At 71.2% G+C, this 22,629-nt stretch carries 22 protein-coding genes; 7 read left to right on the forward strand and 15 right to left on the reverse strand.

The features are described 5' to 3' along the window. Positions 1–8: 8 nt before the first annotated feature. The gene (locus ACGFNU_RS49170; RefSeq protein ID WP_392603693.1) at positions 9–713 is read right to left on the reverse strand and encodes a TetR/AcrR family transcriptional regulator; all 705 of its coding nucleotides are present in this window, start codon (positions 711–713) and stop codon (positions 9–11) included. 73 nt (positions 714–786) lie between these two features. Here ACGFNU_RS49170 and ACGFNU_RS49175 point away from each other — a divergent pair, with 73 nt between their 5' ends. Next, the gene (locus ACGFNU_RS49175) at positions 787–1,695 is read left to right on the forward strand and encodes an alpha/beta fold hydrolase (protein ID WP_392603694.1); all 909 of its coding nucleotides are present in this window, start codon (positions 787–789) and stop codon (positions 1,693–1,695) included. 2 nt (positions 1,696–1,697) lie between these two features. On the opposite strand, the gene ACGFNU_RS49180 is transcribed toward ACGFNU_RS49175, so the two are convergent. The 3 genes from ACGFNU_RS49180 to ACGFNU_RS49190 all read right to left on the reverse strand — a co-directional run bounded on the left by ACGFNU_RS49180 (position 1,698) and on the right by ACGFNU_RS49190 (position 6,281). Continuing rightward, positions 1,698–3,773, reverse strand: coding sequence for a cytochrome c oxidase assembly protein (locus ACGFNU_RS49180; protein WP_392603695.1), 2,076 nt, complete (start codon positions 3,771–3,773; stop codon positions 1,698–1,700). A gap of 142 nt (positions 3,774–3,915) precedes the next feature. Further along, complete coding sequence (locus ACGFNU_RS49185; RefSeq protein WP_392603696.1) at positions 3,916–4,620, reverse strand: response regulator; 705 nt, start codon at positions 4,618–4,620, stop codon at positions 3,916–3,918. Further along, entirely contained in the window at positions 4,617–6,281 is a 1,665-nt protein-coding gene (locus ACGFNU_RS49190) for an ATP-binding protein (RefSeq protein WP_392603697.1), read from the reverse strand. Before ACGFNU_RS49190 ends, ACGFNU_RS49185 begins: the two co-directional genes overlap by 4 nt. A gap of 129 nt (positions 6,282–6,410) precedes the next feature. Here ACGFNU_RS49190 and ACGFNU_RS49195 point away from each other — a divergent pair, with 129 nt between their 5' ends. Genes ACGFNU_RS49195 through ACGFNU_RS49205 form a run of 3 tightly spaced genes read left to right on the forward strand, consistent with a single transcriptional unit; the run spans position 6,411 to position 9,245 of the window. After that, positions 6,411–7,274, forward strand: a complete 864-nt coding sequence (locus tag ACGFNU_RS49195; protein ID WP_392603698.1) for an ABC transporter ATP-binding protein — start codon at positions 6,411–6,413, stop codon at positions 7,272–7,274. Continuing rightward, positions 7,264–8,172 carry an ABC transporter permease gene (locus ACGFNU_RS49200; protein ID WP_392603699.1) on the forward strand — a complete coding sequence of 303 codons (909 nt, stop codon included), beginning with the start codon at positions 7,264–7,266 and terminating at the stop codon, positions 8,170–8,172. The genes ACGFNU_RS49195 and ACGFNU_RS49200 overlap by 11 nt, the downstream gene beginning before the upstream one ends. 14 nt (positions 8,173–8,186) lie before the next feature. Then, a complete protein-coding gene (locus tag ACGFNU_RS49205; protein ID WP_392603700.1) occupies positions 8,187–9,245 on the forward strand; it encodes an ABC transporter substrate-binding protein in 1,059 nt (352 codons plus the stop codon). A gap of 57 nt (positions 9,246–9,302) precedes the next feature. Here the strand turns inward: ACGFNU_RS49205 and ACGFNU_RS49210 are convergent, their stop codons facing one another. Further along, entirely contained in the window at positions 9,303–9,965 is a 663-nt protein-coding gene (locus tag ACGFNU_RS49210) for a hypothetical protein (protein WP_392603701.1), read from the reverse strand. 67 nt (positions 9,966–10,032) lie between these two features. After that, a complete protein-coding gene (locus ACGFNU_RS49215; RefSeq protein ID WP_392603702.1) occupies positions 10,033–11,568 on the reverse strand; it encodes an MFS transporter in 1,536 nt (511 codons plus the stop codon). A gap of 116 nt (positions 11,569–11,684) precedes the next feature. Between ACGFNU_RS49215 and ACGFNU_RS49220 the strand changes: the two genes are divergently transcribed. After that, a complete protein-coding gene (locus ACGFNU_RS49220) occupies positions 11,685–12,695 on the forward strand; it encodes an Lrp/AsnC family transcriptional regulator (protein ID WP_392603703.1) in 1,011 nt (336 codons plus the stop codon). On the opposite strand, the gene ACGFNU_RS49225 is transcribed toward ACGFNU_RS49220, so the two are convergent. The 3 genes from ACGFNU_RS49225 to ACGFNU_RS49235 form a co-directional block, all read right to left on the reverse strand. Beyond that, on the reverse strand, positions 12,692–14,224 hold the full coding sequence (locus ACGFNU_RS49225) for a phytoene desaturase family protein (protein ID WP_392603704.1): 1,533 nt from the start codon (positions 14,222–14,224) through the stop codon (positions 12,692–12,694). The genes ACGFNU_RS49220 and ACGFNU_RS49225 overlap by 4 nt on opposite strands. 58 nt (positions 14,225–14,282) lie before the next feature. Then, positions 14,283–15,227, reverse strand: coding sequence for an alpha/beta hydrolase (locus tag ACGFNU_RS49230; RefSeq protein ID WP_392603705.1), 945 nt, complete (start codon positions 15,225–15,227; stop codon positions 14,283–14,285). A gap of 158 nt (positions 15,228–15,385) precedes the next feature. After that, entirely contained in the window at positions 15,386–16,429 is a 1,044-nt protein-coding gene (locus ACGFNU_RS49235; RefSeq protein ID WP_392603706.1) for an alpha/beta hydrolase, read from the reverse strand. 195 nt (positions 16,430–16,624) lie between these two features. On the opposite strand from ACGFNU_RS49235, the gene ACGFNU_RS49240 reads away from it, so the two are divergent. Then, positions 16,625–17,431, forward strand: a complete 807-nt coding sequence (locus tag ACGFNU_RS49240; protein WP_392603707.1) for a thioesterase family protein — start codon at positions 16,625–16,627, stop codon at positions 17,429–17,431. Here ACGFNU_RS49240 and ACGFNU_RS49245 read toward each other — a convergent pair. Continuing rightward, positions 17,428–18,246, reverse strand: coding sequence for a TetR/AcrR family transcriptional regulator (locus tag ACGFNU_RS49245; RefSeq protein ID WP_392603708.1), 819 nt, complete (start codon positions 18,244–18,246; stop codon positions 17,428–17,430). The two genes, ACGFNU_RS49240 and ACGFNU_RS49245, sit on opposite strands and share 4 nt — an antisense overlap. A gap of 216 nt (positions 18,247–18,462) precedes the next feature. Next, positions 18,463–19,011, reverse strand: coding sequence for a bacterioferritin (locus ACGFNU_RS49250; protein WP_392603709.1), 549 nt, complete (start codon positions 19,009–19,011; stop codon positions 18,463–18,465). A gap of 289 nt (positions 19,012–19,300) precedes the next feature. Here ACGFNU_RS49250 and ACGFNU_RS49255 point away from each other — a divergent pair, with 289 nt between their 5' ends. Further along, positions 19,301–20,140, forward strand: coding sequence for a crotonase/enoyl-CoA hydratase family protein (locus ACGFNU_RS49255; RefSeq protein ID WP_392603710.1), 840 nt, complete (start codon positions 19,301–19,303; stop codon positions 20,138–20,140). Here ACGFNU_RS49255 and ACGFNU_RS49260 read toward each other — a convergent pair whose 3' ends face one another. The 4 genes from ACGFNU_RS49260 to ACGFNU_RS49275 all read right to left on the reverse strand — a co-directional run bounded on the left by ACGFNU_RS49260 (position 20,141) and on the right by ACGFNU_RS49275 (position 22,127). Then, positions 20,141–20,605 carry a DUF2752 domain-containing protein gene (locus ACGFNU_RS49260; protein ID WP_392603711.1) on the reverse strand — a complete coding sequence of 155 codons (465 nt, stop codon included), beginning with the start codon at positions 20,603–20,605 and terminating at the stop codon, positions 20,141–20,143. 22 nt (positions 20,606–20,627) lie between these two features. Then, on the reverse strand, positions 20,628–20,921 hold the full coding sequence (locus tag ACGFNU_RS49265) for a CD225/dispanin family protein (RefSeq protein WP_392603712.1): 294 nt from the start codon (positions 20,919–20,921) through the stop codon (positions 20,628–20,630). 109 nt (positions 20,922–21,030) lie between these two features. After that, a complete protein-coding gene (locus ACGFNU_RS49270; RefSeq protein WP_392603713.1) occupies positions 21,031–21,366 on the reverse strand; it encodes a 5-carboxymethyl-2-hydroxymuconate Delta-isomerase in 336 nt (111 codons plus the stop codon). Between the two features lie 155 nt (positions 21,367–21,521). Then, a complete protein-coding gene (locus ACGFNU_RS49275) occupies positions 21,522–22,127 on the reverse strand; it encodes a helix-turn-helix domain-containing protein (protein WP_392603714.1) in 606 nt (201 codons plus the stop codon). Between the last annotated feature and the right edge of the window lie 502 nt (positions 22,128–22,629).

Raw genomic sequence — 22,629 nt, forward strand, 5'->3', positions numbered from 1 at the left:
CCGCACCCTCAAACTGTTTGTTCTCCCCTGAGCCAGCCGGTGAGCACCTGGCGGGCGATCCGTGCGAACAGGGCGTCGGGGTCGTCGAAGGGGTCGTCGGAGCCGTCGTGGCCGATGGCGGCGGTCAGCCATCGGTGGGTGCCCTCGGCGGCGGCTTTGGCGAGGTAGGCGGCCTGGGCGGCCTGCCGTCCGGTCGGCGTGCGCCCGGCCTGCGCCTGCGTTCGCGCGAAGAGCGCCGCCATGGCGTTCAGGGTGGCGATGGCCTCCAGCTTGGCCCGGTCGGCCAGCGGCGCCGGGGCGAGTACCTGGAGCGCCCGGTCCAGATAGGCGAGGCCGTTGGGGCCGAGGCGCAGCGGCTCGGGCGGAAGGTCGTTCAGCCAGGGATGGCGCAGGTGCAGGGCCTTGACCTGGACGGCGAGCGCCACCATGTCCTCGACCGGATCCGTGCTCAGCGGCACGCCGAGATCGAGCTCGCCCGCGACGGCGTCGGCCATCAGGTCGAGCAGGTCGTCGCGGCCCGCGACATAGCGGTACAGGGACGCCGGGCCGGTCTCCAGCCGCTTGGCGACCGCCCGGATCGACAGTGCCGCCAGCCCGTCAGCGTCGGCCAGTTCGACCGCGATCGCCGTGATCTGGGCACGGCTGCGCTCGGGCGCGGGGCCGCGCGCCCCGCGTTCGGGGCGTTCCCACACCACTGTCGTGTCGTCGGCCACAGCTGGTCCTCTCCGCGTTCGCGTCGCCTATGCTAGTAACTGCGAACATCGATCGCAGTATCTAGGAGGGGTGATGGACGAGACGCCGCTGTGGACTCCGACCCGCTGGGCGCGCAACGGGAACATCCAGCTGGCCTATGACCGGATGGCGGGCGATGGTGATCCGCTGCTGCTGGTCACCGGGCTCGGCGTCTCCCGCCGCTGGTGGCCTGACGGCCTGTGCCGGGCGCTGGCCGCGCACGGCTTCGCCGTCGCCCGCTACGACCAGCGCGACTCCGGCGAGTCGACGCACCTGCCGCCGACTGCCACCGGCAGCCCGATCACGGCGCTGTTCCGCAAGCGCGGCGAGGCCTACACCGCCGAGGAGATGACCGACGACGCCGTCGCCGTCCTCGACGCTCTCGGCTGGGAGCCCGCCCACCTGCTCGGCCAGTCGCTCGGCGGCGCGGTCGCGCAGCGTGTCGCGGTGCGGCATCCGGGTCGTGTCCAGACCCTGACGACGGTGTCAGCGGTCCCCGGCGACGCCTCGGGCCTGGCGACCTTGCGCTATATCCGGCTTGGGACGCTCGCCAAGCTCGCCCGCATGAAGTTTCCCCAGACACCTGAAGGAGACATCGAGGCGGGCGTCGCCCTGGCCCGTCTCCTCGCCTCTCCCGCCTACCCCTTCGACGAGCGGGCCACTCGTGAGGAGATCGAACGCCTCGCCGACGCAGGCGTCCACGACCGGGACTCGCAGAGCCGTCAGATCGGCGCGCGATGGCACGGCGCACCGATCAGCGCCATCACCGTCCCCACGCTCGTCCTGCACGGCACGGCGGACCCGCTCATCAAGCCCAAGGCCGCCAACGACATCACGGCCCGCATTCCCGGCGCACGGTTCGTCCCGCTCCCAGGCGTCGGCCACGAACTCCCCGCCCCCGTCTGGGACCAGGTCGCCGCCGAAATCCGCCGCCTGACCACAGAACACCAACCCGCAGTTTGAGGTTAGGCGTCCTTCTCTAGCGTGGCTTTGGTAGGAGTCTCCTGCCTCAGGACCGGACTGCCGGGTCGCCAGGGGACGATGTTGGCCATTGCAGGGAGCGGCCAGGTCGGAGGGATGCTGCTCTCTTCAGTCGTGTCGCTTGCCTGCGTGTCCGCCATGCTGCTTTGGCGCCGGTGGCAGGCCAGGGCGAGCAGGGCGGTGATCCACCCGAGGACCCAGGCGATGACCCCGCCGGAGTGCTGGTCTTCGAGCGGCGGGGCGCCCCAGGTGCGGCCGAGGCCGGTGAACCAAGTCCCGGCCAGGACCTTGTCGGAGGTCAGGAACACGACGCCGAAGACCGCGTGGGAGGCCGTGACCGCCAGCAGCGAGGAACGGGCGAAGGCCTTGCGGCGGGCCCCCGGAATGCCGATGGACGACCAGTAGCACAGCCCCGCGGCCAGGAAGCCCGCCATGGCAAGCGAGTGAATGGCGTGGTTGCGCATTGACGATTCGAAGAGTGAGGAGAAGTAGAAGCCATAGAGGCTGGCGACGAGAAGCGGCAGAGTCGCCAGGGGGTGCGTGAACACCCGTGTTGCCCGGCTCGTCCGCGTCGCGCGGATCAGCTCGCGGGACGTGCGGCCCGTCGCGGGGCGGTTGGGCAGCGCGCGCATCGCGAGCGTGACGGGCGTCCCGAGCAGGAGGAGGACCGGGGCGACCAAGCTCAGCGCCAGGTGCTGGACGAGGTGAGAGCTGACCAGGACCATGCTGTAACGGGCCAGGCCACCGCACGTCACGACGAACAGCACGGCGAGCCCCGCGAACCACGCCGCCGTGCGGGGGAGCGGCCACTGCGCGCCGTGGCGCCGCAGCCGGATCACCGCCGCGAGGTACAGCAGGGCTCCGATGACGATGAGCGGCAGGAACAGCGGGTCGAGCCGCCAGTCCAGCAGGTACGACTGGATGCCCCCGGAATCCGGGAGCGGGAAGCCGAGCCGCAGCGTGACCGCGTTCAGCGTCCCCGCCGGCACCTCGGGAGGCGGGGTGCGCGACAGGCCGGTGGCCAGGGCCATGGTCGCGGCCATGGCGAGGATCTCGATCGCGGCGATCCTGAGGAAGACCCGCCCGCGCCGGTCGGTGCGCAGTGCGGGGATGCTCGATCGCCTGTGCCACCATCCCAGGCTTGCCAACGCGATGAGCGCCGCTGTCTTCGCCATGATGAGCACGCCGTACCGCGAGTCCAGGTGGAACCCGCCCAGCCGGATCCAGGCATTGACCAGGCCGCTGGTGCCGACGGCCACGAAACAGACGAGCGCCAGGCGACTGTACCGCTGCACGATCTCCGGGAGTTCGTCGCGCGTCGAGCGCGCCAGCGCGACCAGCACCACCAGGCCGCCCACCCAGACGGCCGCGCCGACGATGTGGGCGGCGAGGCTGAACACCGCGAGGGCGTGGTGGCCGGCGTCCGCGGCGTGCCCGGTGAAGAGGGGCGGCAGGAGGCCCGCGAGGGCGAGGACGAGCAGGTAACCGGTGCCGTCCGGGGTGCGCGGCAGGTGCGCGGCGACCGAGATCGCGGCGGCGACGACCGTGACCGCGAGGAGCGCCCGGCCCTGGGAGAGCTCGATGAGGAACGTCCGCACCATGTTCCCCGTGATCCCGGTCGTGACCGGGACGCCGAACAGGTCGGAGATCGAGAAGCCGATCAGGGCGAGGGCGGACAGCGCCCACGCGACCGCGCTCACCGACGCCGCCCGCAGGCAGCGATACCCCTGGGCCGACAGCCTGCCGTCACGGCTCGGCAGGAACACCGCGCTCATCAGCAGCCACCCGACCGTGACCGAGCCCGCCAGGTTCACCGCGAGCTTGGCGATCGAGAGGCCGCCCTTGGTGAACGCGCCGGCCTGGGTGAGCTCGGGCACCGCCGCCGCGCTGAACGCGCCGCCGAACCGGATGACCAGGGCCAGCACCACCAGCGCGACCGCCGCCGCGCCCAGCCAGAGCAGCCGCAGATCGATCACCGGGGCGGGTCCGGCTGGCTTGGTCGCGGGCTTGGTCGCGGGCTTGGCGGCAGGCCCGGTGGCGGGCCCGGTGTCAGCGACCACGGCGAATCCACCGCCGATTCCACGAGACACCCGACGAAGGCGCGGTGAGTTCCACGGGGCCCTACCCTCCTCCTGGCGACGGTCTCCCGGGCAGGGCGAACCGGCCCGGTGATCAGGGGTACGGGCGCCGGCGGCGGTTCGTTCAATGGGCGTTCGCGGCGGAATCACCTGGCGGGGGCGTGTCTCCGGCGGCCCACAGGTAGAGGTGTTCGGGCCGGCCGGTGGCGCCGTAGCGGAGGCTGAGGGTGACGCGGCCGTCGGTGGCCAGGTCGGCGAGGTAGCGCTGCGCGGTGGCGCGCGAGATGCCGAGCCGGGTGGCGATGTCGGCGGCGGTCACGGGCTCGGCGGCCGACCGCACGGCGTCGACGACGAGCTGGGCGGTGTGGCCGGAGCGGCCCTTGCGCAGCGCGGCGTCGATCCGGTCGCCCTCGTGCAGCAGCCGCACCGCGCGGTCGATCTGCTCCTGGTCGAGCGGGTGGTCGCCGCGCAGCCTGCCCCGGAAACGCGCGTACGCGCCCAGCCGGGCGGCCAGGTCGGCCTCGGTGAACGGTTTGACGAGGTAGTTGAACACGCCCCGGCCGAGCGCCGTGCGGACCACGTCGCGTTCGGCCGCCGCGGTCAGCATGATGACGTCGCAGCCGAGCCGGGCGACGATCGAGGTGCCGGGGGCGTCGGGCAGGTACTGGTCGAGCAGGGCCAGATCGGGCCGGGTGCGGGCGGCGGCGGTCATCGCCTCCCCGGCCGAGTGCGCGACGCCGGCGACCTCGAAGCCGGGCAGCCTGCGGACGTAGCGGGCGTGCAGGTCGGCGACCCGGAAGTCGTCGTCGACGATCAGGACGCGGATCATCCGGTACCGTCCAGAGCCACCTCGTGCGGCACGTCCGCCGGCTCGGGGTCCTCGTGGTGGATCGCCTCGACGGCGCCGGGCAGGCGGGCCACGAAGACCGCGCCGCAGTCGGCGCCCGAGGTGCGGGTCAGCTCCAGCTCGCCGCCGTGCCTGCGGGCGAACTGGCGGGCCAGCGCCAGGCCGATGCCGTGCGGGCGCTCGTCGTCGGTGCTGGTGGTGAAGCCCTGCTCGAAGAGCCGGCCGGCGGCGTCCGGCGCGACGCCGTCGCCGCTGTCGACGACCACCAGGTGCAGGGTGCCGGCCTCGGCCAGGATGGACACCTCCGCCCATGCCGGACGGCGCGTCCCCGTGTGCGCGGCGGCGATCGCGTTGTCGAGCAGGTTGCCGAGAACGGTCACCGCGTCCAGGGGCGCGGACAGCGGTCGCGGCAGCGCGGAGTCCGGGCTCAGCCGCACGTCCACGCCCTGCTCGGAGGCGACCGCGGTCTTGGCCGCGAGCAGGCCGCGGACGTACGGGTCGCGGAGCCGCGCGGGGTCGCCGCCGTCGGTGGCCAGCGGATGGCCGGCGAGTTCGCGCAGGTAGGCGGCGGCCTCCTCGGTGTGCCCGAGCTGGAGCAGCCCGAGCAGGGTGTGCAGGCGGTTGGTGTACTCGTGCGCCTGGGCGCGCAGCGCGTCCGACAGCGACCGCACGACGTCGAGCTCGCGGGCCATCTCGTCCAGGTCCGTGCGGTCGCGCATCGTGAGCACGTGGCCGAGGTCCCGGCCCTCGCGGCGGACCGACGCGGCCGTGACGAGCAGCACCCGGTCGCCGGTGGTCACGATGACGCCGCGCCCGGTGCGGCGTTCGGCGAGCGGAACGTGGAGGCCGGTCGGCAGGCCGGCGTCCGTCAGTGGGGTGCCGGCCTCGGGGCGGCCGCCGATCAGCCGGGCCGCGGCCTTGTTGCAGATGGTGATCCGGCCCGCCGCGTCGACGGCGAGCACGCCCTCGTCGATGCCGTGCAGCACGGCCTCGCGCTCGCGGAGCAGGTCGGCGAGGTCGGCCGGTTCGAGACCGAGCGTCTGGCGGCGCAGGCGGCGGGCCACCATGATCGCGGCCGCGACCCCGGCGATCAGCGCGAGGGCGATGAATCCCGCCGCCGCCCGCAGCAGCCGCCCCACGTGCCCGGACACCGCGCCCGCGTCGATGCCGACGCTGACCTGGCCGACGACCCGTCCGCCGGAGGCGAGGATCGGGGTCTTGCCGCGGGCGGACGGGCCCATCGTGCCCCGTTCGAAGATCACCACGTCGTGGCCGCCGAGCGCCTCGGGCGGGGTGCTGACGCGCTGCCCGAGCAGCGCCGGGTTGGGGTGGGCGTAGCGGATGCCGTGATCGTCGGCGACCACGACGAAGAGCACGCCGGTACGGCGCCGCACGGCCTCCGCCCGTTCCCGGACGGCGGGCGACCGCCGGTGCGCGGCGACGTCCCGGACGATCACCGGGTCGGCCGCGACGGAACGTGCGACGGCGAGCGCGCGTTGTTCGTATTGCTGTTCGAGATCCCCGCGCAGCAGCACGGCCACGAGGGCGAACCCGGCCCCGGTGATCAGCAGCAGCACGGCGACCTGCGCGAGCAGCACCTGCGTCGCGAAGCGGGGATGCGGTCTGAGCGCCGGCCAGGGCATGGCAGCACGATACGTCGGCGGTTCGCGCCGTGGGTGTGAGCAGAATGCGCAGAACGCGGCTTAAGCGGCATTGACGGTGAACGCGCACAATCTGGTGACCCGGCTCACACGCCGCCTACGGTCCCGGACATGACCACCACCGAGCGACCGCCGGCCGAGCAGCCGGCCGGCCCGCCGGCCGATCGGGCGGCCGGAGCCGCGATCGAGCTGCGCCACGTGACCAAGCGGTTCCCGACCCGCGAGGGGCGGGACTACACAGCCACGCACGACGTCTCCCTCACCGTACGCCACGGGGAGTTCGTGACCGTCGTCGGGCCGACCGGCTGCGGCAAGTCGACCAGCCTCTCCCTGATCTCCGGGCTCGCCCCGGCCAGCGACGGGGACGTCCTCGTGCAGGGCCGGCCGGTCACCGGCATCCCGGACGGCCTCGGCTACATGTTCCAGCAGGACGCCGTGCTGCCCTGGCGGAGTGTGCTGGACAACGTCGCCGCGGGCCCCCGTTACCGGGGCGCGAGCAAGGCCCAGGCGCGCGAGCGGGCGCGGGACTGGGTCGACAAGGTCGGCCTGGGCGGGTTCGAGCGCTACTACCCGCATCAGCTCTCCGGCGGCATGCGCAAGCGCGTCGCGCTGGCCCAGACGCTGATCAACGAGCCGTCGATCCTGCTCATGGACGAGCCGTTCGGCTCCCTGGACGTCCAGACCCGCGAGCACATGCAGGACCTGCTGCTGGACCTGTGGTCGGGCTCCGGCGCGGCCGTCGTCTTCGTCACCCACGACCTCACCGAGGCGATCGCCCTCGCGGACGAGGTGGTGGTGATGACGGCCGCGCCCGCGACCGTCAAGGACGTGGTCCGGGTCGGCCTCGAACGTCCCCGCAAGGTCGAGGAGATCCGGCTGGAGGAGTCGTTCCTGGAGGTCTACCGCCGGGTCTGGGACTCCCTCCGGGAAGAGGTCGAGATCGCCCGCGCGAGAGGAGCCGACCGTGTCGCATGACCTCGCCGCCACATCCGCCACGGCCGCCGCCGGAACCGCCCCGGACACCATCGCCGGGAAGCCCGCCCCCGAAAAGGCCGCCAGGACCACGCGGCCGCGTCGCGGCGGGTTCCGGTTCCCGAAGATCACCACTACCCGGCTGCTGCTGATCGCGCTGTGGCTGGGGAGCTGGCAGGTCATCGCCACGCACTGGATCGACCCGTTCTACTACTCCACGCCGTCCGCGATCTGGAGCCGCCTGGTCGACTGGTTCACCGGCGGCACCGCGTTCGGCTCCATCTGGGAGCAGATCCTCGTCACGCTCCAGGAGGCCGTGCTCGGCTTCCTGATCGGCTCGGTCGCGGGCGTCGTGCTCGGCGTGCTGCTCGGCCGGGGCCGCTTCATCGCCGAGGTCTGCGCTCCGTTCATCAAGGCCGCGAACGCCATCCCGCGCATCGTCCTGGCCTCGCTGTTCGTCATCTGGTTCGGGCTCGGCATGTCGTCGAAGGTCGCCACCGCCGTCGTCCTGGTGTTCTTCGCGGTCTTCTTCAACGCCTTCCAGGGCGCCCGCGAGGTGGACAAGACCCTGGTCGACAACGCCCGCATCCTGGGCGCCGGGCCGCGCCAGATCCTCACCACGATCGTGCTGCCGTCCGCCACCTCGTGGATCCTCGCCAGCCTGCACGTCGCCTTCGGCTTCGCGCTGATCGGCGCGATCGTCGGCGAGTACACCGGCGCCGACCGCGGCCTCGGCCTGCTGATCAACCACGCCCAGGGCACCTTCGACGCCGCCGGCATCTACGCCGGAATGATCATCATCACGGTCATCGCGCTGCTCGCCGAATACCTGCTCACCCTGCTGGAACGCCGCCTCCTGGTCTGGCGGCCGCCCTCGTCCGCCGCCGACGCCCGCATCTGATCGGAGCCACCCCCATGACCCGCAGGACCCCACCCCGCCCGCTCGTGCTGGCCGTCGCCGGGCTGGCCCTCGCCGGCACCTCCCTCACCGGCTGCCGCGACTCCCGCAGCACCGCCGCCACCTCGGACGGCATGCCCTCCGTCAAGATCATGGTCGGCGGCATCGACAAGGTCATCTACCTGCCCGCCAAGCTCACCGAGCAGCTCGGCTACTTCCGCGACGCCGGCGTCAAGGTCCAGCTGCTCACCGAGCCGTCGGGAGCCCAGGCCGAGAACGTGCTCATCAGCGGTGACGTGCAGGGTGTCGTCGGCTTCTACGACCACACGATCGACCTGCAGACCAAGGGCAAGTGCATCCAGAGCGTCGTGCAGTTCGCCGACGTTCCCGGCGAGGCCGAGGTCGTCGCCACCTCGATGGCCGGCAAGGTCTCCACGCCCGCCGGCTTCAAGGGCCTGCGGCTCGGCATCACCAGCCCCGGCTCGTCCACCGACTTCCTCACCCAGGCCCTCGCCACGCGTTCGGGCCTCGGCTCCGACGCGTACACCCGCGTGAAGGCGGGCGCGGGCCAGACCTTCATCGCCGCCCTGGACAACGGCGGCATCCAGGCGGGCATGACCACCGACCCGACCATCGCCCGGCTCACCAAGACCGGCAAGGCCAAGGTGATGGTCGACATGCGCACCCGCGAGGGGACGCAGGCGGCCCTCGGCGGCCTCTACCCGGCCAGCTCCCTCTACATGGACTGCGCCTGGGTGAAGAACAACAAGGCGGCCGTGCAGAAGCTGGTCAACGCGTTCGTCCGCACCCTCTCGTTCATCAAGGCCAGCTCGGCCGAGCAGATCGCCGCCAAGATGCCCGCCGACTACGCAGGGGACGACCCCAAGCTGTACGCCCAGGCCATCAAGGACTCCAAGGGCATGTTCACCGCCGACGGCGTCATGCCCGAGGCCGGGGCCAAGAACGTCCTGGAGGTGCTCGCCTCGTTCTCCCCGAACGTCAAGGGCAAGAAGGACAAGATCAACCTTTCGGAGACCTACACCACCGAGTTCGTCAAGGCGGTCCCGAAGTCCTGAGACCCGCTCCCCGCCCCCCGCGGGCCGCCGACCTCCCCGGCGGCCCGCGGTGGCGTCTCACCCGGCGATCCGTTCGACGTAGAGGCGCAGGGCCTTGCGGATGCCCTCGGTGTCCGGCTCCTGCGAGATCACACCACCGGAGTCGAGTTCGTACCAGGTGGGGCAGTACTTCTTCCCCGCCACCTCGAACCGGCCGAGAGGCTTGGCGGTCGTGGCCTCGTACACCTGGAAGACGTACCGGGTCTCCAACAGCGAGACCTTCACGGCCTTGGCGAGATCGCTCTTGGTGGGGGGATCACGGTCGGTGTACAGGAGGTATCGCGGACTGGGCTTGTGGGAATAGAGGCAGGTCTCCCTCTTCTTGGGCTGGGGGTGGACCATGTCCTGATACCCGCAGGCCACCAGCTGGACCCTGGGCGGCCCGTCGGCGGGTCCCGGTCTCCACGCGGCCGGGAGGTCGACCTTGACGTCGTCCTTGACGTTGTCGTGCATCAGCACCAGGTCAAGCGGGTGCGGGCCGTTCCCCTGGTAGGGGTCCGCCGCCTCTTCGTAGTCGGTGCCGGTCCGGGCGGCTCCGGTCGACTGGAGGGGGCAGAAACCAGATCTGGAAGGAAGCGGCGGTGAAGACTCGTCGAGCATGGCGGCCACCTGCACCCCACCCAGGATCACGACCACGCCGACGCCCAGGACGACGAAGGACCATCGATCTGACTTCCGCATCCTCGCATTCTGGACGAACGAGCGATGATCTTCGACCTGTCGCTCTGAAACGGGAGTCTCGCGGGCCTCATACGCCCGTCCTCGCGGTCACAGGGGACTCGGTGCCGACTTGGGCGGGCGTGGTCGAAAGCGCTGCCGGGGGCGTGGTCGAGGGCGTGGGGCGGCGGACCAGGAGCAGGGTCGCGACGGCCGCCGCCAGCGCGACGGCCGCGGCGGTCGCCGTCGCGGCGTTCAGGCCCGCGGCGAACGCGGCGCGCGCCGCTTCGGGGGCCTGGGCGGCGTGGCCGCCGGTGATCGCCGCCGCGACGGCGGCGGCATCGGGCACCTCGTGCCGGAGAGACCGCTCCAGCGCGGCCCGGAACACGCTTCCGAGCACGGCGATCCCGAGCGCGTAGCCGAGCTGGCGGCAGGCGCTGACCGCGCCCGCCGCCATCCCGGCGCGTTCCGGTGGGACGGAGGCCATCGCGGCCGCCGTCACGTTGGGCAGCGCGATCCCGACGCCCACTCCCGTGATCGCGAACCCGGGCAGCACCGCGGCCCACCCGGAACCGGCGGTCAGCACGGCCTGGCCCAGGGTCCCGATCGCGATGAGCAGCATGCCGGATCCGACGGTCCAGCGGGGCGAGACGCCGTGCAGGAAGCGGCCGGTCAGCCACGAGGAGACGAACGCCAGGCCGCTCATCGGCAGGATCGCCAGCCCGGCGCCGATCGCGCCCAGGCCCTGGACGGACTGCAACCACAGCGACGTGTAGAGCAGGTACGCGAAGGCCGCGCCCGACATCGCCAGCGAGGCGATCATGAGGCCGGTGAAGGACGGGCTGCGGAACAGCCGCAGGTCCAGGATCGGGTGCGGGCTCCGGACCTCCACCACGGCGAACGCCGCGAGGGCCACCGCGCCGGCGGCGAACGTGCCGAGCGTCGCGGGCGAGGTCCAGCCCGCTTCGCCGGCCTTGGTCAGCGCGTACGTCACCGCGCCCGCGCCCGCGGCGAACAGCACGACACCGGGCAGGTCGATGCTCCGCACGGAACGACCGCGTGGAGCGTCCGCGCTCCGCGATTCGGCGACCACGCGCAAGGTCAGCGCCACGGCCGCCACGCTGACCGGGAGGTTCACCAGGAAGATCCACCGCCAGCCGAACTGCTGCGTGACCAGGCCGCCCAGGATCGGCCCGATCCCGGCGGCGGCGCCGTTGACCGCGCCCCAGACGCCGAACGCCGCCGTCCGGGCGCGTCCCTCGTAGGAGGCGTTGACCAGGGCGACGGTCGTCGCGAACATCATCGCGGCGCCCGCCCCCTGCGCCGCGCGCGCCGCGATGAGCACCGTCACGTTCGGCGCGAGCCCGCAGGCCAGCGACGACAATGCGAACATTGCGAGCCCCAGCACGTACACCCTGCGGCGCCCGACGAGGTCGGCCAGCGCCCCCGCGCCCAGCAGGAGCGCGGCGAGCACCAGCGCGTAGATGTCCATCACCCACTGGAGCGACGAGTACGACGTCTTCAACCCGGTCGCCATGTCGGGCAACGCCACCGTCACGATGTTGACGTCCACCAGGAGCATGAACGCGCCCAGACATATGGCTGTCAGCGGCCACCACTTGCTCATCTCGATCCCTTCACCGTCTGTTTCGGAGGTCTCGAACCACCGTGGCTCCGCCCAAGCGCCGATTACCACTCACAGGGCCAGGTCTCGATGTTTTCGACATCAGCTAGCCTCGGATGGTGGAATCCGACACGGCAGACGATCTTGATCGCAGGTTGATCCACGCCCTGCAGCTCGACGGGCGCGCCCCGTTCAGCCGCATCGCGGAGGTGCTGGGGGTCTCCGACCAGACCATCGCCCGCCGCTACCGCCGGCTGCGTGGCCGCGATCTACTGCGCGTCGTAGGCGTTCCGCCCGCCAACTACTTCGCCGCCGGGCGATGGCTGCTCCGGCTGAGCTGCGTGCCCGGCGCCGCCCAGGGCGTGGCGACGGCCCTCGCGCGCCGTCCCGACACCTCCTGGGTGCAGCTCGTCTCGGGCGGGACGGAGATCCTCTGCATCACGCGGGCCCGCAGCCAGGGCGAGAGCGAGCAGCTCCTGCTCGACAAGCTGCCGAGGAGCAGCCGGGTCGTCGCCGTCGGCGCGTACTCCGTCCTGCACGCGTTCTACGGGTCGCCCAACCGGGTCCGGGGCCTGGACGCGCTCACACCCGACGAGATCCGGCAACTCGTCGGTGAGCTACCGCCCGACGACGGCGACCGCGCCGAGGTCGATCCGCTCGATCTTCACGACGCGCTGGACCCCGGCGACCAGCGGCTCCTGGACGTCCTCGCCCGGGACGGCCGCGCCGGCCTCGCGGAGCTCGCCAGCGCGACGGGCTGGTCGCCCTCGACCGCCGGCCGCCGTCTCGACCAGCTCCGTGCCATGGGCGTCCTGCGCTACTACGCCGAGTTCGAGCTGCCGTACGTCGGCCTGCACACCGCCGCGCGCCTATGGATCAACGTGCCACCGGCCGAGCTGGCGGCCACCGGCGCGGCCCTGGCCGAGCATCCCGAGATCGTCTTCGCGGCGGCCACGACCGGGCCCACCAACCTCGCCGCGCAGGTCGTCTGCCGTGAAGCCGGCGCCCTCTACCGCTACCTGACCGGGCCCGCCGCGGCGCTGAAGGCGATCGGGCACATCGAGACGAGCCCGATCATCCAGAACGTCAAGCGGGTGGGGACCCTGCTGGGCCCGGCCACGACCGGCTAGGTCGTTTCGAGGACGGCGCGGGCGGCGTTGTGCCCGGGGATGCCGCTGACGCCGCCGCCGCGGCGCGCGCCCGCGCCGCACAGCAGCACTCGTGGATGTGCTGTCTCGACGCCCCAGCGTCCTGCTTCGGCAGGGTCTTCGGCGTAGGGCCAGGCCAGGTCGCGGTGGAAGATGTGCCCGCCTGGCAGCCCGGCCTCGTTCTCCAGGTCGACGGGCGTCTTCACCTCAAGGCAGGGCGCCCCGTCCGGCGTGCGCAGCAGGCAGTCCTCGATGGGCTCGGCGAGAACGGCGTTGAACGAGTCGAACGTGGCGCGCAAGGCCTCCTCCCTGGCGCGCGCAGGGTTCGCCCGGAACAGCCGAGCGGGCATGTAGAGGCCGAAGAGCGTGAGCGTGTGCGCGCCCGCCGATCGCAAGCCCTCGCCGAGGATCGACGGGTCGGTGAGCGAGTGGCAGTACACCTCGGCGGGCGGCAAGCTCGGAATGCGGCCCGCGGTGGCTTCGGCGTAGGCGGTCGTGAGCTGGGCCCGTCCCTCGTTGATGTGGAAGGTGCCGCCGAACGCCTCGTCCGGCCGTACGGACGCGTCGCGAAGGCGGGGGAGCCGTGACAGCACCATGTTCACCTTCAGCTGCGAGCCCTCCGGGACCGCCGGCGCCGGAGATTCGCCGGTGAGACGCGCCAGCACGGCCGGGGGCACGTTGGCCAGGATCCGCTTCGCGCTGACGGCGTGCTCCGCGCCGCCCTCGTCCCGGAACGTCACCTCGCCGGACGGATCGATCGCGATGACCTCCATGCCGGTGCGCAGCTCGGCCCCGGCGGCGCGGGCGGCGTCGGCCAGACCGGTGGTCACGGCTCCCATGCCGCCGACGGGCACGTTCCAGTCGCCGGTCCCGTCGCCGATGACGTGGTAGAGCAGGCATCGGTTGGCGAGCAGGCCCGGGTCGGCCGGATCGGCGAACGTGCCGATCAGCGCGTCGGTGAGCACGACCCCGCGGACGACGTCATCGGCGAACCGTTCGTCCACGACCTCGCCGATCGGCCGTTCGAACAGATCGCGCCAGGCCTCCTCCTCGTCCACCAGCCGCCGCAGCCCCGCACGGTCGCGCAGCGGCTCCAGCAGCGTCGGGGCCACGCGCCGGGCGACATGCCCGGCCAGCCCATAGAACCGCTGCCACGCCTCGAAGTCTTTGCCGCCGCCAGTGACACCGGAGAACGAGGCAGCCGTGCGCTCGGGATCGTCGTTGTCGACCAGGAGACCGCCGTCGCCGAGCGGCGTGTACGAGGCGAACCGGCGGCGGCGCAGCTCCACGCGCAGGCCCAGATCCCGCACGATCTGCGACGGCAGCAGGCTCACCAGGTACGAGTAGCGGGACAGGCGCGCGTCCACGCCCGGGAACACCCGCTCCGACACGGCGAGGCCGCCGGAATGGTCCAGGCGTTCCAGGACCAGGACCCGGCGGCCTGCCCGAGCCAGGTACGCGGCCGCCACGAGCCCGTTGTGCCCGCCTCCGACGATCACAGCGTCATGCATGTGAACAGGAGATCACACGGGCGGTGCCGGGGTACACGGCGGCTCGGCGGCCCGGCGGCTATCGGTTGAGCGCCTCCATCAGCGAGGGATAGGCGAGGTGCAGCTCGCGCTGCCAGTAGGGCCAGTCGTGCTGGCCGTCATAGAAGTGCGTCGTGACGGGGATTCCCAGGTTGCGGAGCCTGGCGGTGAACGCCTGGGCGTGGTCGAAGGCCGCGGCCTCGATCGGATCGGTGAGGATCGACCCGCCGAGCGACCCGCGTTGCCCGTTGCCGCAGGCCACGCGCAGCCGGACGCCGCGGAGCCGGTCGGCGAGATCGTAGGGGTTGTGCGCGTGCCAGATCGCGGCCTGGTCGTCGGGGTCGCCCCAGACGCGCCGCCAGTCGGTGCCGGGACAGGCGAACGAGGTGCCCCAGCCGGCGGAGTCGTCGCCCGGCCGGTGGCCGTACAGCGTGTGCAGGTAGCCGCTGAACGCCACGGCCGCCCTGAACATGCCACGGAACCGCGCCGCGTACAGCATGGTGCCGAGGCCGCCCATCGAGTTGCCCGCGATCACGCGGGCCGTGCCCGCCCGATAGTCGCGCTCGAGGATCTGCCGGACCTCTGTCATGTGGAACGTCTCCCAGCGGGGCGGCCCGCCCTGCCCGAGGTTCCACCAGTCGGAGTAGTTGCCGCAGCGGCCGCCGTTGGGCATGACGACCAGCACGTCGGACGCGGCGGTGAGCTCTTCGACGTCGGTGTCGCGCGTCCACGAGGTGTAGTCGTCGACGCCGCCGTGCATCAGCCAGAGCGTCGGCCAGGTGCGCGAGGCGGTGCGCGACCAGCCGGGCGGCAGGAGCAGTCGCACTTTCTCCCGGCCGCCCATCGCGGGCGACTCGACGGTCAGGTCCAGAGTGCGCGAAGCGACCATTGTCTCGTTGACGACGGTCGCTTCGGCGGATGCCATCACCGGCCCGGAGGTGCGGACGGTGCAGACGAGAGAGAAGAGCAGGATGAATGCCCCCACCAGCGAGGTGAGGGTGTGGCGTCGACCCAATGCGGGGGCCTTTCGGGAACGGCGGAGGGTTGTTCCGAATATTCCCGGCGGCGCATTGTGTCAGTGCACGCTTACGCTTTTATCAAATACATTTGAGCGCGGAAGATCCACTTCTTTGGATCCACTTCTTACTTCTTGCCGGCTCCGAGCGACTTCATCAGGGTCGGCCAGATGAACTTGGCCTCGCGGATCCACGCCGGCCAGTTGTGCCTGCCGTTGCCGTAGATGTGCGCGGTGTAGGGAATGCCCACCGCGTCGAGGCGCTTGCGGAACTCGATGTTGTTCGCGCCGACCGCGATCTCGCTCAGCAGGCCGATGTCCCACGGGGCGACGTTCGGGTCTCCCGGACCCGGCTTGCCCGTCGTGCCGGACGAGAAGAAGATCCCGGTGCCCTTGAGCTTCTTGGCCTGCGCGTGCGGGTCGTACGAGGCCCAGTTGGCGTCGTCGGCGAACGGGACGCCCCAGATGGCGAACGGGTCCTGCCCGTTGCCCGCGTTGGTGAACATCAGCATCGCCTGCATGCCCGGAGCGCGCATCGACAGGATGCCGCTGAGCGACGCCACGTACCTGAACAGGCCTGGGTGGCGCGCCGCGTAGCTGACCGCGCCCTGCCCGCCCGAGGAGTTGCCGATCGCCGCGCGCACACCGCCGCCGCGGTAGTTGCGCTCGATGAGCTGCCGGACCTCCTGGGTGTGGAACGTCTCCCACTTGGGAGAGCCGCCCTTGCCGTAGTTGTACCAGTTGGCGTACGAGCCGTTGGACGCCTCGGGCATGACGACGATGACGCCGTACGCGGCGGCCCAGGACTCGATGTCGGTGTTCTTGGTCCAGGACGTGTAGTTGTCCTGGCCGCCGTGGTAGGCGTACAGCACCGGCCAGGTGCGGGCCGCGTTCTGCTTCCAGCCCGCCGGGACCAGGATGCGGGTCTTCACCGACCTGCCGAGCGCCGGCGACTGGACGGTGATGTCGAACTCGCGGGCGGCGATCCGGGTGGTCTTGGTGATGCGCGCGCCGTCCGCCGCGGCCCTGGGGCCCAGGGCGGCCTGTGCCGCGGTGCCGGTGCCGACGACGCCGATGCCCAGGACGGTCGCGGCGATCGTGCCCGTGGCGGCCGAACGGCGCAGGTGGGCGGGCGAACGGCGGTACGACCGGTGGCGAGCCAGGGCTGTCATCTGTCACCTCGCAACGGTGCGCAGCCCGGGCGACCACGCGGCTGACAGGTGAGTCTGGTCACGCGGTGGCGGACGTGACAATAGGTGCGAGTGACAATAAATGATCAAATACCTGTCGAAAATTGAGTCTCGGGCCGTATTCGCGCCGGTGTTCTAGGATGGCCAGAACATTGTTCTAGTGCGAGGAGGGGCCGGATGGGCACCGAGGGGGCACCCGCCGCGGCGTTCTACGAGCCGCTCGGCGACGGCCGGTTCGCCAGCACGGCGGCGACCGCCGGCCCGTGGGCGCCGGGGTTCCAGCACGCCGGTCCGGTCTCGGCGCTGCTCGGGCGCGCGTTCCAGCGCCACGACCCGGCCCCCGGCGGCCGGATCGGACGGGTGACCGTCGAGATCCTCGGCCCCGTCCCGGTCGCCCCGCTGCGCGTCACGACGCGGACCGTCCGGCCCGGGCGGAGGGTCGCCCTCCTCGAAGGCGAGCTCGACCACGACGGGCGCACCGTCGCCCGCGCCACCGCGTGGCGGATCGCGCCCGCGCCGGCCGACCTCGAGCCGATCGAGAACGCGCCGGCGCCACCGTCGTTGCCCGACTCGGCCCCGGAGCCCTTCGAGGGCTGGGCCGGCATCAACCTGGACGGCTACCTGTCGTCGATGGAGTGGCGCTTCGTGCGGGGGCTGTTCGCGCGGCCGGGGCCGGCCGAGGTCTGGGCGCGGTCGCGGATCCCGCTCGTCGCCGGTGAGGCCGACACGCCTCTGGTGCGCGCGCTCGTCCTCGCCGACAGCGCCTCCGGCGTCGGAAGCCAGATCGACTTCGCGAAATGGCTGGTCATCAACACCGACCTGACGGTGGCGCTGCACCGCGACCCGATCGGCGAATGGCTCTACATGAGCGCGCGGCTGCACGCCTCGCCGTCCGGGAACGCCCTGGCCGAATCGGCGCTCGCCGACGCGTCCGGCCACTGTGGGCGCGGCTTGCAGACCCTCCTGGTGGCCGACCCAGCCTAGGGACGGTCCGCAGGGGCTTCCTCATAGCTGAGGACGCGGGCGACGTTGCCGAGCATCTTCACGTCGAGGAGCCCGGCGACGGAACGGACGAGGACGCCGAACGGCCCGTCCGGCGGCTCCACGCCCGCCCACCAGGAGACGCGTTCGGCGATGGCGGGATCGGCGGGGGCGACGCCGATGAGCGTGATGCCCAGCTGCCGGGCGAGGAGCATCTCCAGCTCGGCGCGGGGCAGCGAGCGCGTCCGCAGCCATTCGACCCCGGCCAGCTCCACACCGGCGATCCAGGAACGGATGACCATCTCCAGCGCCGGGCTGGGCTCGGCGACCTCGAGCGTGTCGCAGGTGATCCTCAGGATGTGGTCGCGGACGCGCTGGGCCGCGGCGCGCGCCGACTCGGGGACCTCGCCGGAGCCCATCGCGAGCACCCCGCCCACGATGCCCTCGTGCTCCTCGATGAAGTCGAAGTAGACGTGCAGGCGGATCATGAGGTTCCACGACGGGACGCCCTCGTCAACCGCGTCGAGCCGGTCGACGACCTCGGCGCCGACCCGGTCGGCGACCGCCTCGAACAGCTCCTGCTTGCTGTCGAAGTAGCGGTAGAGGGACGATCGGGAGCTGCCGGCCGCCGCCGCGAGATCGTCGATCGACACCTCGTGCTCGGGCCGTTCGCGGAACACCTTGATCGCCGTGGTGATGATCTCCTGGCGGCGCTTCTCCGAGGGCAGCCGCCGGAAGGGCGGCCTCTTGCGGGCGCGCGCTTTGCGTCCGTCCCGCGCCACGTCGGGCTTCCCGCCGTCGAGATCCTGGTCGGACATCGCGCCACCTTCGCCGTGTACGTCCGTTCGGGACGCATGTTCCCGGTGCGGAGGCGGTGTCCGCAATGCCTGCCGGAACCTGAGATCACATTTGTCAGCCGCCTGACAGGGACCGGGCGAATTCGGCGCGGCGGCCTTGAAACAGGGGATGTCGCGTCCCCGGTACGGTGCGCGGGGACGGCCGCCCGGACCGGGCGGCCGCTCGCCACGAACTCCTCAGCGGGAGGTGAGGTCCTTGGGCAGCCGCTCGAGCAGGCCGCGCAGATCGTCGGCGTGGTCCTCCTCGTCGGCCAGCAGGTCCTCGAACACGCGCCGGGTGGTCGGATCGCCGTTGCCGAGCCACTGGATGATCTCGGTGTAAGAGGCGACCGCGACCCGCTCGGCGATCAGATCCTCCTTGATCATCTCGACCAGGTCGAGGCTGGCGTCATAGTGGGTGTGCGAACGGCCGGCCAGGATCTCGGGGTTGAAGTCGGGCTCCCCGCCGAGCTGCGTGATGCGGGTCGCGAGCTTGTCCACGTGCTCGTACTCGTCGGCGGCGTGCTCCTGGAACTCGGCCACCACGCCCTCGGAGTAGATGCCGGTCGCGGTGTAGGCGTGGCGCTTGTAGCGCAGCACGCACACCAGTTCGGTGGCGAGGGCCTCGTTGCACACCTGGATGACCCGATCGACGTCCGCGCCGTACGCCGCGGTCACCGGGCCTTTGTCGATCTCGGCGCGGGCGCGCTCGCGCAACGTGGTCACGTCACTCAGAAACTCGGCCATGGTCCGGGCTGTCCTCTCCAGTCGATGGTTCTGATGCCTTCTCTCCCCGCTGGTCGTTGACCTATCCCGCCGCGCGCGAAGTCACGGACACGCACCTGTCACGCCGAGTCCAGAAGCCGGCGGCGAATTCCCGCCCGCCGCCGGGCACAAGTGCGGGGTGCGGCGATCGCCGGGCATGGCCGAGTCCACCGTCATGGACACCTTCGAGAGGCGTGGTGCTGCGACGGCTGAGGCACGGACGCCGTGAGATCGTGAACGCGACAGCGGCGACGGAGAGGAAGCTCCCGACATGACCGACCGTGTGACCGTCTCCGTTGATCGGGGCGTGGCCGACGTGCGGCTGAACCGTCCGGACAAGCTCAACGCTCTCGACATGGCCACGTTCCGGGCGCTCGCCGAAGCCGGCGACCGGATCGCCGCCAACGCCTCCGTCCGCGCGGTCGTGCTGTCGGGCGAGGGCCGCTCGTTCTGCGCGGGCCTCGACTTCGCCAACTTCGCCGCGATGGCCGACGGCCCGTCCAACGCCGACCGCCAGAGCGACGAAGGCTTCACGCGCCTGCTGACCGACATCACCGAACGCGAGCCGGGCCGCATCACCAATCTCGGCCAGCAGGCGGCGCACACCTGGCGGGAACTGCCGCAACCCGTCATCGCCGCCGTGGCCGGTCACGCCCTCGGCGGCGGCCTCCAGATCGCTCTCGGCGCCGACATCCGCATCGTCGCGCCCGACGCCAAGCTGTCGGTGCTGGAGATCCGGTGGGGCCTGGTCCCGGACATGACCGGCACCGCCGCCCTGATCCGGCTGGTGGGTGAGGACGTCGCCAAAGAGTTGACGTTCACCGGCCGGATGGTCTCCGGTGAGGAGGCCGTCCGGCTCGGCCTCGCGACCCGTACCGCCGACGACCCTCGCCAGGCCGCCACCGATCTCGCCCGCGAGATCGCCGCCGGCAGCCCGGATGCCGTCCGCGCCGCCAAGCGCCTCCTCAACCGCGCCGCGGACACCGACCTCGCCGGCCAGTACCTCGAAGAGTCGCGGGAACTGGGCGCGCTGCGCGGCTCGCCCAACCAGGCCGAAGCGGTCCGCGCCTACTTCGAGAAGAGGCCCGCCGTGTTCTCCGACCCTGCCTGATCAGGCGGCGAGAAACGTTCCGAAGGGGAGATTGCGGATCAGCCAGAAGAGAAGGACCAGCGCCAGGAAGGCCCAGATCAGCCGGGGATCGGCGGGTTTCGTCCGTGCTGGACGGCCACGGGCGCGGGCGAAGGTCCAGCGGATCCAGAAGTAGGCCAGGACGGGGATCATCGCGACGGTGAAGACGTTCAGCCCGAGGGCCGTGCCCAGGTCGCCGTGCGTCAGGGCGTGGATCGTCCGGAGCGAACCGCAGCCCGGGCACTGGTAGCCCGTCACCGCCAGGAACGGGCAGGTCGGATAGTGGCCGCTCTCGTTCGGGTCGACGGCGGCCAGATAGGAGACGACGGCGGCGGTGACCAGGAGCACTCCGGCCGGCATCGCCAGCCTTGCCACGGGTCCGCCTCGCACGGGGCTGGACGCCGGGCCGCCTCGCAGGGACGAGGCGGCCCGGCGCACGTACGACATGAGGTGGATTATCCCTCGGCCGTCAGCTGTTGCTCGCGGCCCCGACCACGATCACCAGGTAGATGACGATGAAGATGGCCCCGCCGACCGCCGAGACGATGGCCCAGGTCTTGGCGTTGTTGGACGACTTCTGCGCGCCCTCGTAGTCGCCGGACTGCCACTTGGAGTTGACCTGCGCGGCGAAGACGATCGACGCGATCCCCGCGGGGAGGCAGCAGAACAGGGTGGTGAGGATCGCCCAGACGAGATGGTTGGGCGGCGGGGGACCCGGCGGGGTGGAGGGGTAGCCGCCGTAGCCGGGCGTGTTGTAGCTCATGTGCAGTGAACCTCCGAAGCATGGGAGTGCGTCAGTGATGTTGACGTTGCTCCCGGTGCATTGGTTCTCGTAACCCTCTGAACAGGCCGCCTGTGGCCACGAGAACTCGTCAGCCGAGCACTCGCCTGTGGTAACCGGCGCCTTGGAGCTCGCGCACCTCGACGGTCGCCTGCGTCGTGAGTCCGGGAGCCTCGCCGAGATGACATACGAGGAGGTCGAGGGCGGTTTGTCCCAGCCGCCGCTTCGTCTCCGGGCTCCGTCCAGGCAAGATCGCCAGGTCGGCATGGACCATCACGTCGGTCGCCGCGCCCGCACCGATGACGACTTCGTCAAGCCGGTGGAAGCGCGTCTTGAAACTACCGAGCGTGCTGTCGATCAACGTGGCGGCCCGGCGATCGAAGGTCTCTTCCAGCCGAGCGGAGTACTCGACGATGATCTGCGGCATGGGTGTCCCTCAGGTCAGTCCTGCACGAACGCGGCGACAGCTGTTCATGGCGCTGCCAGTGGCCGCGCTAATGATCTTCGTGCCGAGCGCCATGGGGTGCTGTAGGGGCCGACCCATCGCCGGCGGACCTGGATCGCGTGCCTTCCTTCGGCGCGTCAGGAGTCGTCCGTGCTGGTCGACCGCTTCTTGGGCTGTGCGCGCACGTGGATGCGCTCGCCCTGGGGGCCGAAGAGGCTGAGGAGCTCGACCGGGCCATCACCGGTACTGCCGAACCAGTGCGGCAGGCGCGTGTCGAACTCCGCGACCTCACCCGCACGCATGACGATGTCATGGTCGGCGAGGATGAGACGCAGGCGCCCGGACAGCACGTACATCCACTCGTATCCCTCGTGGACGCGCGTGTCCGGTTCGCACTGGTCGTTCGGGATGACCATCTTGAACGCCTGGACGCCCCCGGGCTGCCGGGTCAGCGGGACGACGGTCCGGCCGTTCAACTTCCGGGGCGTCAAGCGGATGCGGGGATCGCCGACCTCGGGCGCGCCGACGAGCTCGTCCAGCGGTACCTGGTGAGCGTGGGCGATCGGCAGAAGCAGCTCCAGGCTGGGCCGGCGCTGGCCGGACTCGAGACGCGACAGCGTGCTCTTGGAGATGCCCGTCGCCTCGGCCAGTGCGGTGAGGGTGACGCCGCGTTCGGTACGGAGGCGCTTGAGACGCGGCCCGACCTTGGCCAGGGCGCTGGCGATCGCTGGTGAGTGCTCCATGGACCCATCTCACCTGCCGATTCCCGGAATCGGCAACTCGGGTTGTCAGCGGTGGGGGCGGGGTGTGGTGACCCGATTTGACGCAGGGGCGAGGAGCGCATAGATTCTCTCCTTGTCCCTGGAGGGAAGCGTGACGCCTGCGCGGCGGCCGTCCCAAGGGAAACCATCGAATGATCAAGAGGTCGTGGTTCTTCCATGCCCTCCGCAGCGCGATGGGTCGGAAATGGCCGATTTTGCAAACTCGGCCGGATCTGATGAAATAGCAACACTCGCCGGGAATGGGGCCGCGAAAGCGGAACCAGAACGGCGGAATCAGAAAAGAACGGCAAATTGACAAGCCGAACGGATCTGATAAAGTAAATGAGTCGCCACCGAGCGGGAAACGCGAAAGCGAAACCCAACGGTGAGTGTCCGTTTCTTGAGAACTCAACAGCGTGTTAAAAGCCAGTGCCTTTATCGGTCAGGCAGATTGATGTCTGGCCGCCCCGTGGCTGTGGATCTT

This window comes from Spirillospora sp. NPDC048911 (assembly GCF_043198015.1).
Lineage (GTDB): Bacteria > Actinomycetota > Actinomycetes > Streptosporangiales > Streptosporangiaceae > Spirillospora.

Bases quoted from the DNA above. Each gene is read 5' to 3' on its own strand.
- ACGFNU_RS49190 (WP_392603697.1), bottom strand. From the start codon at position 6,281: ATGCCCTGGCCGGCGCTCAGACCGCATCCCCGCTTCGCGACGCAGGTG.
- ACGFNU_RS49195 (WP_392603698.1), top strand. From the start codon at position 6,411: ATGACCACCACCGAGCGACCGCCGGCCGAGCAGCCGGCCGGCCCGCCG.
- ACGFNU_RS49250 (WP_392603709.1), bottom strand. From the start codon at position 19,011: ATGGCCGAGTTTCTGAGTGACGTGACCACGTTGCGCGAGCGCGCCCGC.
- ACGFNU_RS49240 (WP_392603707.1), top strand. From the start codon at position 16,625: ATGGGCACCGAGGGGGCACCCGCCGCGGCGTTCTACGAGCCGCTCGGC.
- ACGFNU_RS49275 (WP_392603714.1), bottom strand. From the start codon at position 22,127: ATGGAGCACTCACCAGCGATCGCCAGCGCCCTGGCCAAGGTCGGGCCG.
- ACGFNU_RS49185 (WP_392603696.1), bottom strand. From the start codon at position 4,620: ATGATCCGCGTCCTGATCGTCGACGACGACTTCCGGGTCGCCGACCTG.
- ACGFNU_RS49215 (WP_392603702.1), bottom strand. From the start codon at position 11,568: ATGAGCAAGTGGTGGCCGCTGACAGCCATATGTCTGGGCGCGTTCATG.
- ACGFNU_RS49175 (WP_392603694.1), top strand. From the start codon at position 787: ATGGACGAGACGCCGCTGTGGACTCCGACCCGCTGGGCGCGCAACGGG.
- ACGFNU_RS49225 (WP_392603704.1), bottom strand. From the start codon at position 14,224: ATGCATGACGCTGTGATCGTCGGAGGCGGGCACAACGGGCTCGTGGCG.
- ACGFNU_RS49205 (WP_392603700.1), top strand. From the start codon at position 8,187: ATGACCCGCAGGACCCCACCCCGCCCGCTCGTGCTGGCCGTCGCCGGG.
- ACGFNU_RS49235 (WP_392603706.1), bottom strand. From the start codon at position 16,429: ATGACAGCCCTGGCTCGCCACCGGTCGTACCGCCGTTCGCCCGCCCAC.
- ACGFNU_RS49260 (WP_392603711.1), bottom strand. From the start codon at position 20,605: ATGTCGTACGTGCGCCGGGCCGCCTCGTCCCTGCGAGGCGGCCCGGCG.
- ACGFNU_RS49255 (WP_392603710.1), top strand. From the start codon at position 19,301: ATGACCGACCGTGTGACCGTCTCCGTTGATCGGGGCGTGGCCGACGTG.
- ACGFNU_RS49265 (WP_392603712.1), bottom strand. From the start codon at position 20,921: ATGAGCTACAACACGCCCGGCTACGGCGGCTACCCCTCCACCCCGCCG.
- ACGFNU_RS49245 (WP_392603708.1), bottom strand. From the start codon at position 18,246: ATGTCCGACCAGGATCTCGACGGCGGGAAGCCCGACGTGGCGCGGGAC.
- ACGFNU_RS49210 (WP_392603701.1), bottom strand. From the start codon at position 9,965: ATGCGGAAGTCAGATCGATGGTCCTTCGTCGTCCTGGGCGTCGGCGTG.
- ACGFNU_RS49270 (WP_392603713.1), bottom strand. From the start codon at position 21,366: ATGCCGCAGATCATCGTCGAGTACTCCGCTCGGCTGGAAGAGACCTTC.